The following is a 13,200-nucleotide window of genomic DNA, read 5'->3' as shown; positions in this document are numbered from 1 at the left end:
CTGTTCTCCTCACGCGAACGCGAGCGCGTAACGCTTCCAGGCGGATAGCGGCACGCTCTTCGCGAAGCCCGGATCCGGGCCGTCGAAGCTGCGTTCCACCGACAGCGTTACGGGTATGGTGAAGAATGCTATCGATATTTCCAGCACGAGCCGAGCCTCGCCGTGGATGATGATCGGCTGATTGTCTCGTTTGAATTGCACCGTCAAACCGAGATAGAGCTCGACCGATACACGGACGAGACCGAGGACCTCGAGCGAGCCGTTCGCGCGGACGTAGCCGGTGAGGGCGGCGGCCGTGGACCCGGACGGCAGCTTCTCGAGCTTGAAGTAGATCCCAGCCTTCACGGATACGCCGCCGCTGGCCACGCCGAGATTCAGGGACAGGCTGCCGCCGAACTCGATGGCTGCCTCGATCTCGTCGACGCCGCGCGCCCCGACGACGATGCCGAAGAAGCCGCCGCCCGAGAACGGCGCGACGCCGACAGTAAACGGGCGCTCTCTCCGGGCGAAATGGAACCCCATGGAGAAAGGCTCGCCCCCGAACAGCGGGAGATAAAGGCTCGCGCCCAGCGAGATGTTCGTCATGGTGAAGATGCCGATCTCGACGGGCGGCAGCGTCAGGGAATACCCGAGCTTCAAGCCCTCGGTGGTCACTTCGAGGGTCGGCGGGTCGGCGAAGCCCTTGCCTTCGATAAGCTTCGCGAGCTGGTCGACGAAGGCGAGAGCGCCTCTGAACGTGACATCGCGCAAGCCGACGTTCACATCCGGTTTCTCACCGGCACGGGACACGAACGCGAAGCGCTCAAAGCTCACATCGATGACGTCCGCGATCCGGACGACGAAATCGGTCAAGGTGCCGCGAACCAGGGTCGTCGGCGGCGTACCGTCGCGCCGAATCTGCGTCTCGGCCGAGATTTCCAGGACGGACCGGGGCCGAGGATCCCGGGCTTCAGGCGGTCGGGCGCTCGCGAAGAACTGCAGGAAGGAGAACTGATGGTCCCGGACCGGCGGCTTGAACGTCAACGTCGCGGTGATGACCTTCGGATCGCGCGGGTCGTCGTACGTCACCGTCAAACCCGGGATCTTTGGCAGCCCCGGTACATTCGTCGCGCTCGGGGCGAGCCCCTCCCATTTCGCCGGCAGCTCCACGATGTCAGCGAGGGTGATCCCGCCGAGGAGCTCGCTGTTGCGGAGCATCCGTATGGGATCCGGAGCGTCGACGGGCAAACCCGTGCCAGGGTCGAGCGTGGGCAATTGCCCGATTGGACCGAGCTCGCGAGATAGGCCCTCGAATCGGGGGCGGAGGTTCGCGAGACCGCCGCCCAGCTCCGGGGGCATGTCGAGACCGGGTGGGGTCGGAAAAACCGCGAAAATTCCGCCGAGCTGCGGATCGAGGCCTCGCCGCAGGTAACCTTCGAAGTACTGAATGGTCTGCGTGGCGAGCCCGCTGCGCGTCAGGTACTGGATCGCGGGGACCTGCACCTCGGCCGCGTCCATGACCGGGAGGAATGGCGGTCCCGCCGGGCCAGTCGCGCTGGTCGGCCGCTCGGTACCGAACGTGAAGGACTGCGTGTTCAGCGAGGTCTTGCCACTCGGCTCCCGGGCCCCGGTTCGCTGCTCCGCGACGTAGGCCAGCCTCTGGCCATTGAGCGGGCGCGTGCGCCGCTCCCCGGTGAACTCTGTCTGGACCTGCTCGAGATCCGGGACTGCGAAATTCTGGCAGACGAACGCCAGCGGCATGGTCCAGCGTATCGTGCTGCCGTCTCCGTCCACGCCCTCGACGGCGAACATGAAATCGCTGCCCCCAACCCGGATCCAGAACGCTGTCTGGTTCTGGGTCGGCAGGTCCCCCGATGGAATGCGTGGCGTGCGCTCGGTGAGGATCCGGATGCGCTGGAATGGTAACTGACGGCCCAGGAGCGGGGATGCCTCGGGCGGGTATACCTTGATTGGCTCCGCCGTCTCGATGTACAGCTCCTGCACGAGATAGGCGATCGGCGCCGCCCCGTCCAAGTCCGGGCGGAGTCGCCGCTCGGTGAGGAGGACGAGCGTGGCGCGGTGCCCGAGCGGCCAGAAATAACCGCGGAGCTCCAGGCGCGTGAGCTGCTCCCGTCCCAGGGTCGCCCGGTGCTCGAAGCGTGCAATGGGCGAGGGGAAAATCCATTCGCCGTACAGATTGAGAAACGCGCCCAGGCTGCTCAGCATGACCTGCCGGGCGGCCAAGGGCGCGGCGTAATCGCGCCGGTCGGGGGTGAACAGCACATTGCGGCTGGTAGTCAGCCAGGCGAGCTCGCACCGCGCTTTGGGCCAGAGCGAGCTTGGCATGGGCCTATCGTCTCCCGGCCGGCGGGTCTGCCGCCCCGGGTCGTTCACCGGGGGTACACAGCCCATCTCCGGAGGACGCATGTTGACGTTGCCCTCGGGGCAATCCCGCGACCAAATCACGCGGATGCTCGGGATCGCGGCGGGCACACACGGCATATCCATCAGCGGCGCCTCGTCCACCTGCTGCGGGCGCCGAAAGCCGAGCCGGGTATGCCACAGCTCGGTCCGCTCTCCGTGCGTCACCGGTATTGCGGCGTGCTCCCATGCTGCGCACTGGTCCGGCGAGAGCACCAGTCGGTAGGGCGCCTCGATGGCGGTCTCCAGCGACCCGGGCTTCGTTGGGCGGACGACGTCTGTCGGCGGGAGGTCCGACCGGGCGGAACGCGCGACGATGAGGGGGCAGTTCGGGAGAACCGCGAGGATCCCCTCCAGACTGTAATGGATCTCGGCGATCTCCACGGGAACGCGGAAGACGAGCCGGGTGGGGTTCGAGAGGATGGTGCGCGCCGGCGGCCATGTCGGAGAGGAGCCCGGCGTGGTGGGCTCTAGCTTATCGAAGTAGAACGCCTCCTCCGCGATCGCCTGGGCCGGCAGCTCGAGCACGAGGAAGGCGTCCTTGTCTGCGTCCGCGCGCCGGAGCACAGGCATTCTTTGCGTCGTATCGAGGGCGATATTTTCGAATGAGATCTGGAGCGAGACCAGGTCATCGGGCCTCACCGCGAGGACCGGCCCCGCCAGCGACTGGCGTTCTACACTCCTCGGAGCAGAGCTGTCGGGCTGACCGCCGGCATGCCCTCGACGTGGGCGATATCGATGGTTCATGCTTGTCTCCCCCGGGGATTGGAGTTCTCCGCCCTGCTCGTCACACGACCGGGCAGGAGCATGCTCTATACCAACAGGCGCCGGGTCGTTCATGCACGATGCACCCGGACTCCGGGATATAAAACTCGGGTTCGTATCAGACAAGGAGCGCGTAGACGACGCGCTCTCCGCTGGGCAGTTCGCTTTGCAAGAAAATTTCGCGGGTTTCAGCATCCACCCGAGGATGATGCCCGCGGTATTTTAGGAGAATGGAACCTGAGCGGATTAGCCAGCTCAAATCCGCTTTGCGTGTTGAGCGATACTGCCACCTGGCAGGTGCGGGTGGCAGTGCTTTATGATCTCCGCAGATCGTCAACCGAGGGTCCGCAATAGGAAACCAGCTCCGATTTTTGTTGGCGGCTTCGCACCGTTTCGGAGGTATGTGGGATTACTGTGCCAGTGACGAGCTGTACGTCGTGCACGGAGGTGTCTATGGCCTACCCGATGACAGCCCGGTCGGTAAATTCCGGATGATGGCCCGGATGCCACGAACGCCGTGACAGAACGCCCTGAAGCTGCCGCGATCGCTCGAGCGTGCGGACCCCGGCACACTGCGCGAGCCAATTCGGAACAAGGGGGTCGCCGCTACTGAGTCAGCATGCTGGAGGAGACACCATGAACTCGATCAAGCGTCTGCGCTGTGTGGCGATTCAAGGATCACTACTTCTGGCAGCTTGTACGGCGAACGCGCTGTCGGTCCCGGAGCGTGAGGTCGAGGCCGAGCAGGAGAGATCGTCGGCTCGGGCGGCCGCTGCGGTGTCGTACCTCATGGTCGCCAACGGCGGTGATGTTCCCTACGATCGTGACAGCGAGTTTACGAACAGTAACGTGTGCACAAGCCTCATTGCGTATGGGAATACCGTCGAATTCAGCGGTTCTGGCGTCCGTGGGCAATTTTCGTTCGGTAGGGGCGGTACCATCACCACCTCCGGCGAGCGCCCCTACGTCGAGAACGACGAATGTGGCACCTGGGACATCGCAAGCGGTAGCTGGGAAGTAATTACCAACCTTGTATCGGCTGACGAGTTTTTGATTCGATTGACGCTCTCGGGCACCGCCTGCGGCTCACGGCAGGTGACGCTGCGTGGCACGTGCGACGGCACGACGAAGGCCACAGCATGGTTCAGCTCGAGCTTCGCCAGCGGCAACGTTACCGTCACGAAGCGCTGAACGCGTCCGTTCTTGACGGCGCGCCCGGTCGCCCTGGGGCCGAACCCATTGCCCAACGCGCCGCCCGCGTTCCTGCTGCGCTTCGGGATGGGACTCAGGCGCACGCTGCTGCGGCTCGCTGACCTCGTGACGCCGGCGCACATCGCGATGATGGATCGCTCCCTCGGCCTGGTCTACACCTCGATGCTCTCGGTGGTGGCGCGCGTGGGCATCGTTGATCTTCTCGAATCCAGCCCCCAGCTCGGCTCAAGCGGCGCCCCCGGCAAGCGACGCCTCCAGCCGGTTGCCGGCCGCGCGGTGGGCGAGCACCGCCAGGGCCTTCTCGACGATCACGCCCCCCGCCTCCGCGGCGGGCAGCCCGTCAGCGTGGATGTTGGAGATCACCGTGTATTCGAAGCCGATGGCAGGATTGCCGCTGAAGGCGGCGGCCGCCTCCTGGTCCGCGCCGGGCGTGAGGCGGTAGGCGAGGTAGGCCGAGAGGCTGCTCGACGCCTGCTCGCCGCTCCCCGGGCGCTCGCCGAGCAGCACGATGACCAGCCGCGCCGCGAGCCGCTCGGCGACGGCCTCCGCGAGCTTCACCCGGCCGTAACGCGCGAGCAGCGGCTGGCCGACGGTCACGCCGCGCGCCCCCAGGCCGTCCAGCAGGACCGGGAGCAGGTCAGGGATGTTGCGGTGGACGGCCTCGGCGCTCAGGCCGTCCGACACCACGATCTGCACCTCGGCCTCCTCCGGCGCGAGCCGGGCGGCGCTCTCCGGGGAGAGGCGCGCCCCCGCGTCGGCGGAGCCGAGGTGCTCTCCCTTGCTGGCCGCCGTCGTGGCGATGAGGCGGAACGCGGCGACGCGGGCCAGCTCGTCCTCGCGCAGCTCGGTGGCGAGCGCCGCCCGCGCGATGGCCTCGTCGCGGCGACCGCGGCGGCTCACCGCGTTGGCCGGGCGCGGGCCGGCGGTCGCGAAGCCGTAGGCGGCGGGCGTGGCCGCGAGCAGCTCGGCGAGCTCGGCCTCGTCCGGGCAGAACTGCCGCACGTCGCCGAAGCGCGGCCCGCGGGTGATCGCGCCCTCCTCGCCCTGCCCCTCCCCCGCGCGCGCCAGGATGCCCCGCGCGAGGGACCACTCCAGGAACTCGCCGCCGGGCGCGCGGCCATGGATCTCCCGCAACGTCTGCACGTCATGCCCGCTCGTGTCGAAGTAGGCGAGCATGCGATCGGTGTTGAGACAGACATCCATGTAGTAATTGGCGCCCGCCGCGGTGAGGAGCTGCGTCGCCATCTGCTGGCCCTCCAGCGTGACGTGGGCGTGGAGGGTGTAACAAGGGGCCATGCCCATGGGCACGCCGAGGAGCTTGCCCATGAAATGGTCCTGGAGGTTCGCGAGGATCATCTCGCGGTCGTCGAGGTGCGTCTCCGGGCCGATGAAGCCGGTGACGTTGTTGAGCATGAACGGGTCCCAGCGGCGGGCGAGGCCGTAACAGAGCGCCTCGGCCGTGGCCATGTCGATGCCGTCGTGCTTGCCGTACGTGAGCTCGCTGCCCTGGCCGGTCTCGAAATACATGAACTGATCGGCCTGGCCCGCGAGCGGGCCGCGCGCGGCCATGCGGTGATAACCCTCGTCGATGAGATCCACGGTGACGTCGAACTCGGTGACACAGCAGGACTCGGTGCCGGCCAGGCTCTGAAAGAGGATCTCCACGGGCGCGCCCTGGTCGAGCGCGGCGAGCTGCACCTTGAGGTGCGACAGGCAGCAGATCTGCGTGGGGACGCCGGTCGCGCGGCGGATGCGGTCGAGGTGGCGGAGGATCGCGGCGGTGGTCTCCACCGTGCCGGACGCAGGGTTGACGCCGAGCAGCGCGTCGCCGGCGCCGAGGGAGAGGCCCCAGTAGAGCAGCAGGGTGATCCCTCGGAGATCGTCGGTGGGGTGGTTCGGCTGGAGGCGCGAGGCGAGCGTGCCCGGGGCGCCGAGGAGCGTGCGGGCGCGGGTCGGGCGGCTGATCTTGCGGGCGAGGTACACGAGCTCGTGCACGTCGCAGAGCTTGGCGAGCGCCGCGGCCATGACCCCGGTCAGGGCGCGGCCGAGGCGCGCCACCTCCGGGCCGGGCGCGCGGAGCAGGTGGTCCTTGAGCTCGCCGAGGCGCAGCGAGGCGATCCGGGCGAAGGCGTCTCGGTCGATGTCGTAGTTGACGCGCATCACCGCGTCGATCTCGCCCCGCGCGTCGGTGAGCGGGTGATCGTGGAGGTGCTCCAGGGTCAGCTCGCCGAGCAGCTCCCGCGCGGCTTCCCGCGCCGCGTCGTCGCTCGCCGCGAGGCCTGCCTGGCGATCGCCGGCCTTGCTGCAGTCGGCGGCGCCGAGGAGCCGCTTCAAGCCGCGGAACGAGCCGCCGTGGCCAGGCAGGCGGGCCGCGTAGACGACGTCGGTCCGGGGGCGGGGGACCTCGATCCGATCGAGCGGGGTCGGTTCCTTCACGGCGCGCTCCTCCCTTCACGGAAGGTTCGCCGAGCGACGTCATGGCGTCATCCCGTAGAACGAGACGGGCAGGACCTGATCGCACAGGCGGCCGACCTGGACGAACTGGGCGCCGTGCGCCTGCACCTCGTCGATGACGAGGAGGTCGACCGGCAGCGCGCCCCAGCCGGTCACGTAGCCGCCGAGCGCCTTGCCCGCGTTCTGCGCGGTGAGCAGCACGAGGGGGTGCTCCGGGATCGCCCCGCCCTGGCGCAGCGCGTCGGCGAGGCGCGCGCCGAGGCGCTTGAGGGTCGTCGCCGAGACGTCGTCGAAGGCGATCTCCAGGCAGCCGCCGCGGGTGCTCCAGCGGAAGAGGTCCATGGCGTGATCGAGCTCGGCGTCGGAAGAGGCCGGCGAGATGCGCGCCAGGATGGGCACGTCGCGCAGGGGCAAGCGCTCGGGGCGCGGGAGGAACAGCGTCGCGCCGGAGAGCTGGGTGGCGTGGCGCAGCAGGCCGTACGCCGTGGCCCGGCCCATGCTGGCCGGCGTCGCCACCCGCGCGCTCAGCCGAGGTGACGCGAGGATCGCTCGGGCGAGGTCCACGCCGAGATCGCCGTGGTGGGCGGGCTCGGGCAGGGGGCGCCCGGCCAGGCCGGCGTAGATCAGCTCGCCCACGCCCCCGGAGAAGGTGAGGGTGGGCGCGGCGATCCCCTCCGGCAGCGCGAAGGGCACCTGCACGTGGCGCGCGGCCGCGGGCGCGGCGAAGGCGCCGGCGCGCCCCGTGATCGCCGCCTCGAGCAGATCCACGTAGAAGGCGACGACGGCGTCGGCCTCGGCCTGCGAGAGCACCTCGCCCGGGCCGCGGCGGACCCCGAGGTGGTCGAAGGCGGCGCGGGCCTCGGGCGAGAGCGCGCGGAGGCAGCGCGAGCGCGGGTCGAGCGCGACGTGGCGCGCGCCGACGAGGAGGCAGCCGGTGCGCTGGACCTCGCCGGCCAGGCCGAGCGCGAGGCTCGTGGTGCCGCCGCCGATGTCCAGGTTGATGAGGGGCTCGCCGGGGCGCGCGCGCGACAGGGGAGCGGCGCTGCCCATGAAGGCCATCCAGGACTCGAGGCAAGGGTCCTCGGCGACGGCGAGCAGCGCCTCGCCGACGCGCGCGCGGATCAGCGCCGCGAGCGCGTCGGCGTTGCTCCGGCGCGCGGCGAGGCCGGTGATGATCGCGCCGCCGCCGAAGAGGGCCCCGGGCGCCACGCCCGCCTCGGCGAGCCAGCGATCGAGGAGCGCCGCCGCGGCGTCGAGATCGAGGGCGTCGCCGGCGAGGGGGGTGAGCGCCATCTCCGATCGGTAACGCTCCTCCAGCGCGCCGAGCTCCACCCGGCCGCTGCCCGCGGCGCGCGTGAGCGTCGCCGAGGCGGCCACGGCGCAGCTCGTTGTGGAGCCGAAGTCCAGGCCGAGCAGCGTCACCTGAGCGCCCATCACCGGGCCGTCCTGATCTTCATGGCCAGGCCACAGTTCTACCGCACCGGCGCCCGCGCGCCGCTCCACGTCAGGGACGTCAGAGCACCCGCTCGAACGCGCCCTGCAGCGCGGCTCGACCGCCGCGCTCGACGACGTCGCCGTGCGCCACCACGATGCGCTCCGGCGCCCACGCGAGCATCCGCTCCACGGAAGCGCGCACCGCCGCGCGATCGCGCATCATCGAGCGCGCGATGCGCGACGGGCCGAAGCGCCCGTAAGCGCCGTTCAGGCGCATGAAGAGGCGCGTCGGGAGGTGATCGCTCTGCGCGATGTGAAAGCAGAGATCCCAGACGAAGAGGGTCCTGCTCGGGCGGTGGAAGAAGACCACCTCGTCGAGCTTCGGCATCCCGCCGACCGCCACCTGGTCGATCTCCGCGGACCAGAGCGGGTCCGGCGCGCCGTCGAGCACGCCGGTGAACGTCACGTCAGGGCGCTTCTCGCGGAGCCCCCGGGAGCCGACCAGCCGCGCCCCCGGGAACAGCCGCGCCGCCGGCGAGAGGCCGAGGTGGTGCAGCAGGTTCGGCGCCACGATCGCCCGCACCTCGCCGATCGCGCGGATCTCGTCCGCCTCCCGCTCCACGCTCGGGAGCGGCGAGAACAGCAGCAGCCCGCCGTCCTCGAGGCGCACGATCGGAGATCGCACCGGAAACCGGAGAAACCCCACCTTCAACGTGTCTTCCGCAACCCAGAGGGATTGATCGAGCCGTCGCAGCATGCTCCAATTGGTAAATCAGCTTGACCATTTGGTCAAGCAAATTGACTATCATGAACAAGCACGACCTCGATCCATGCGACGTCGCCGAGCTCGAGCGGCGCAAGCGCGCGAGCCTCGGGCAGCTCCTGCTCCGCTCGGCGCGGCTGCTCGACGAGCGGGCGGTGGCGCGCGTCGCCCGGCGCGGCGCGACCGGGGTGCGCCGGGCGCACACGGCGCTCATGCCGTACATCGATCTCGAGGGCACGCGGCAGATCGACCTGGCGGAGCGCGCCGGCGTGACGAAGCAGGCGGTGGGTCAGCTCGTGGAGGAGCTCGAGGCGGCGGGCGTGGTGGAGCGGACGCCCGATCCGGACGACCGGCGGGCGAAGCGGGTGCGGTTCACGCCGCACGGGCTGAAGATGCTCCTTTACGGGCTCGGCGTGCTGCAGGAGCTGGAGGAGGAGCTCACGCGAGCCCTGGGGGAGAAGCAGATGGCCTCGCTGAAGAAGGGGCTCACCGCGCTCCTCGCGGCGCTGGAGGCGCCGGAGGCCCCGGAGACGCCGCCGGAGGGCCGGTGAGCGCCGGCGCGGCGGGGCTCCCGGGAGCGCCGGCGGGGCGGGGCTCGAGGCCCAGCGCGTGCGGCAGGAGCCGCGCGATGTTGCGGGCGTCGTCGATGGCGCGGTGCTGCGTCCCCTGAAACGAGAGGCCGACCCGGCGCAGGGCCTGCCCCACGCCGAGCTCGCGCTCGGCGCCGAGGCGGCGGGCAAAGGCCCGCTTGAGGTTGAGGTGATCGCCGCCGAAGGGCAGCGCCACCCCGTGGCGGCGGGCGTCGCGCTCGAGCTGCCGCTTGTCGTAGCCGCCCCAGGAGCAGAAGAGCGCCTGTTTTCCGCGCACCAGCTCCCTCAGCCGCGCCGCCGCCGCGGGGAAGCGCGGCGCGGCGTCGACGTCGGCCTGGCGGATGCTCGTCAGCCGCATGCAGAACGCCGAGAGGCGCGGGTGTCGGATCGGGCGCACGAAGCACTGCAGCTCGGCGGCGGATCGCAGGGTGCCGGCATCGACGAGCACGGCGCCGACCTCGATGATCTCCATCTCGTCGCGGGGGAAGGCGGGGTCGTCGCTGCAGGTCGCCTCGAGATCGATGACCAGGTAGTGAGTGAGGGAAGACATCGGCGTTCTCCTTGAATTCGTTGCGGGTAGTCTGCGGTCGCGATGACCGGAGGACCCGGACACGATTCCGGACACGCCGCCCGGCGAGGAGCGGGCTTGCCTGCACGCGCGCGGGATCGATCAGCGCGCGTTCCAGCCCAACGATCCGCCTCCGGGCGAGGCGCCGGACCGGAGCGGAGCGCTCACGCTCTATGCGTCGATCTCCGCCGAGGATCTCCACCCCTTCGTCAGCTACCGGCGAGACGCCGGCCTCGCCCACGGCCGCTCGATGAGGACGCGAGCGCGCTGAGCTGCTGACGCGAGATGCGCGTCGCGCCCCAAATCCAAGCTATGACACACCGAATTCGAGCTCTAGCTCCGCCGCGAGATCCGGCCGGTCGATCGCGGTCCAGAGCTGCCGTGCAGCCTCCACGTGCCGGCAACGGTCCACATCCGCCGAGGCGATGCGCGCAAGCCACCGGTGCGTCATGCCCATGGAGTACGGCGCCGGGATACGCCCATACAGGGTGAGCGCGCCTTGGTACCGAGCGCGCGCATCTTCGTTTCGTCCTTCTGCGCGCGCGGTGTCGCCAAGGCTCTTGATGCAGTTGGCCTCTCCGAGCACCGATCCCACCTGGCGGTAGAGCGGCAGCGCGGCCTCGTAACGAGCACGTGCCTCGTCATGCTCGAGTTGAAAGAGCGCGATATCGCCGAGGCGCCGGATGCAATTGGCCTCTCCGAGCACCGAGCCGACCTGCTGGTAAAGCGGGAGCGCGGTCTCGTATCGAGCGCGCGCCTCGCCAGGATCGGAGCGCGCGAGCGCGATGTGGGCAAGGTTCTGGATGCAGTTCGCCTCACCGAGCAGATCGCCTACCTGCCGGTAAAGCGGCCGCGCGGTCTCGTATCGGAAGCGTGCCTCCTCATGATCGGAGCGCGCGAACGCGATGTCGCCGAGGCTCAGAATGCAGTGCGCCTCGCCGAGCACGTTACCCACCTGCCGGTACAGTGGCAGCGCGGTCTCAAGGCAGGCGCGCGCCTCGCGATGATCCGACCTGGCAAGCGCGATATCACCGAGGTTCAAGATGCAACGTGCTTCGCCGAGCATGTCCCTCACGTGCCGATAAAGCGGCAGCGCGGCCTCAAAGCGGGCCCGCGCCTCGTCATGGTCGGAGCGGGCGAGAGCGATGTCGCCCAGCGCACAGGCGCACGTAGCCAACCGATGTGTGTCTTTGATACGTTCGGCGGCGATCAGAGCAGCCTCCACCACGCTGGCAGTACCGCGACCCGAGAACCGTACGAAGTCGCGGAGCGCGGCGGCCGCGTCGATCCATAACGTCGGGGCCTCCATCAAGAGCCGCTCACGCAACATTTCCTCCATATTGGCCCATTCGGGAGTGAGCCGCTCGATGGCTTCGCGTCCGCCCGAGCCGCCCGCCTTGGGGCCGAGGGCCTGCGCTAGGACACGGTAATGCTCGGCCGCCCCCTCGTGATCGGTGGCCTCCGCAGGGTGTGCCGCAGCCACGTGGTCGCGCAGCGGCGGGAGCATGCGGAGCCGGCCATTCTCAAAGTATGCGAGGCCCACGTGCACCAGTACGCGTGCGGCTGATGGAGCTGAGGCCGAGGCCGCCCCAGAAAGAAGCTGCGGCAAATCCTCGGCTGCGGCCCCCTCAGGGAGCCGCGCAAGCACCCTGGCAAGCCGCGCCGCATCTCCGGTCATCCGCGACGAGCGGAACGACACGTCGACGCAGGCGGCCCAACTCGCGTGCTTGTCCCGACCGCCCTGCGCGAGTGCTGCAGTCCGTCGTGTCCGCTGCTCGGCGCGGAGGTTCGCGAGATCGTTGCCCTGCGCCGCGTGCGCGAGCAGCGCGATCGCGAGGGGCACGCCGCCGAGCGGCGCCACGAGCATCGCCACCATCGCACGCTGCGCCGCGTGCTCGGGCGCCAGCGTGCAGAACAGCTCAACGTCGAGCGGCGGGGACAGCGGCTTCAGCTGCAGGCTCTTCCACGCGGCGCCCGCAGGCCGCAGCGTACCCCGCCTCGACGCGAGCACGGCTACGTCCGGTACCTCGGCGAGCATTCCGATCAGCGCCTCGGTGCCCTCGCGATCGGCGTCATGCGGCGTCTCGATGTTGTCGAGCACCACGAGCGCCGGGGCTTCGGCGAGCCACGTGCGTAGCGCCGCGCGCAAGTCGGCGCCGGGCAAGAGCCCCGCCGCCCCAGCCAGCACGCCAAGCGCCGCTGCGCCACTCGTCGCGCTGTCGAGCCGCGCAAATAGGCGCCGCGCGCCGAACCGTTTCACGACCTCCGGACGATGCAGTACAGCCAGCGAGAGCGTCGTCTTTCCGATTCCCGGCCCGCCGAACAGCATAATCGGCTGCGGCGGCTCGGCGACGATCGCTGCCGTAACCTCGCCGGCGATCGCGTCGCGGCCCAGGAAATGTGGCGCGCGTGGCAACGGCGGTGGCCTCGCGCCACGACGGCCTTGCAACCGCTCGGCAACGAGGTCGCGCAGCGCCTGCGCCACGCTCAACCAGGCGTCGTCCTTGTTCGCCCACCTCTCGATGGGTTCGCCGCTATCGGGCAGCGCACTCAGGCGGCCGAGCGGTGTTTCTTCGACAAGACAAGGCCGCACCAGCACCGGCACGACCGCGGCCCCTTCAGCTTCGCGACGTCGCAGCGCCGCCGCCATCTCTTGACCGGCCGCTTCCGTCGCGAGGTAGTCCGCGCTGATGAGCAGCAGGATCACGTCCGCCGCCGCGAGATGCTCGCGGATCATGGCGCGCATGTCGTCGCCCGCGCAGATGGCCCGCTTGCTCCACGTCGTGATCTTCCCGGCGTTCCGGAGCGGCGCGAGTTGCTTCTCCAGCGCGCGCACGGACGCATCGTCCTCGGGAACGTACGAGATGAAAACGGAAGCGGGAGAGATCCTCACGAAGTGGCGACATTATCCGCGATCTGGTCGGCATGCATACCCCCGTGCGAGCAGGGCGCTGTCGTGGGCTTCCCCCCTCGCGGATGACCTCGCCCAACATCGCCGGATCGGCTTGGCGTCG

At 69.6% G+C, this 13,200-nt stretch carries 8 protein-coding genes; 2 read left to right on the top strand and 6 right to left on the bottom strand.

What is annotated here, in order from left to right:
- Positions 1 to 9 precede the first annotated feature (9 nt).
- Positions 10 to 3,147, bottom strand: a complete 3,138-nt coding sequence (locus WME82_RS47805; RefSeq protein WP_438040765.1) for a hypothetical protein — start codon at positions 3,145 to 3,147, stop codon at positions 10 to 12.
- Positions 3,148 to 3,801: 654 nt separating this feature from the next.
- On the opposite strand from WME82_RS47805, the gene WME82_RS47800 reads away from it, so the two are divergent.
- Complete coding sequence (locus tag WME82_RS47800) at positions 3,802 to 4,356, top strand: hypothetical protein (RefSeq protein WP_438040764.1); 555 nt, start codon at positions 3,802 to 3,804, stop codon at positions 4,354 to 4,356.
- Between the two features lie 246 nt (positions 4,357 to 4,602).
- On the opposite strand, the gene eutB is transcribed toward WME82_RS47800, so the two are convergent.
- The 3 genes from eutB to WME82_RS47785 all read right to left on the bottom strand — a co-directional run bounded on the left by eutB (position 4,603) and on the right by WME82_RS47785 (position 9,022).
- A complete protein-coding gene (eutB, locus tag WME82_RS47795; protein WP_438040763.1) occupies positions 4,603 to 6,813 on the bottom strand; it encodes an ethanolamine ammonia-lyase subunit EutB in 2,211 nt (736 codons plus the stop codon).
- Between the two features lie 39 nt (positions 6,814 to 6,852).
- Positions 6,853 to 8,265 (bottom strand): ethanolamine ammonia-lyase reactivating factor EutA, encoded by a 1,413-nt coding sequence (locus tag WME82_RS47790; protein WP_438045006.1) that lies wholly within the window; start codon positions 8,263 to 8,265, stop codon positions 6,853 to 6,855.
- 79 nt (positions 8,266 to 8,344) lie between these two features.
- Complete coding sequence (locus WME82_RS47785; RefSeq protein WP_438040762.1) at positions 8,345 to 9,022, bottom strand: DUF4336 domain-containing protein; 678 nt, start codon at positions 9,020 to 9,022, stop codon at positions 8,345 to 8,347.
- 50 nt (positions 9,023 to 9,072) lie between these two features.
- Between WME82_RS47785 and WME82_RS47780 the strand changes: the two genes are divergently transcribed.
- Positions 9,073 to 9,579 carry a MarR family winged helix-turn-helix transcriptional regulator gene (locus WME82_RS47780; RefSeq protein ID WP_437743091.1) on the top strand — a complete coding sequence of 169 codons (507 nt, stop codon included), beginning with the start codon at positions 9,073 to 9,075 and terminating at the stop codon, positions 9,577 to 9,579.
- Here WME82_RS47780 and WME82_RS47775 read toward each other — a convergent pair.
- Positions 9,515 to 10,168 carry an exonuclease domain-containing protein gene (locus WME82_RS47775; RefSeq protein ID WP_438040761.1) on the bottom strand — a complete coding sequence of 218 codons (654 nt, stop codon included), beginning with the start codon at positions 10,166 to 10,168 and terminating at the stop codon, positions 9,515 to 9,517. The two genes, WME82_RS47780 and WME82_RS47775, sit on opposite strands and share 65 nt — an antisense overlap.
- Before the next feature lie 328 nt (positions 10,169 to 10,496).
- Positions 10,497 to 13,079 (bottom strand): tetratricopeptide repeat protein, encoded by a 2,583-nt coding sequence (locus WME82_RS47770; RefSeq protein WP_438040760.1) that lies wholly within the window; start codon positions 13,077 to 13,079, stop codon positions 10,497 to 10,499.
- Positions 13,080 to 13,200 lie beyond the last annotated feature (121 nt).

This window comes from Sorangium sp. So ce128, assembly GCF_051525245.1.
Classification (GTDB): domain Bacteria; phylum Myxococcota_A; class Polyangia; order Polyangiales; family Polyangiaceae; genus Sorangium; species Sorangium cellulosum_B.
The sequence above is the reverse complement of the archived record's forward strand: the minus strand, read 5'-3'. Positions and strand labels throughout refer to the sequence as shown.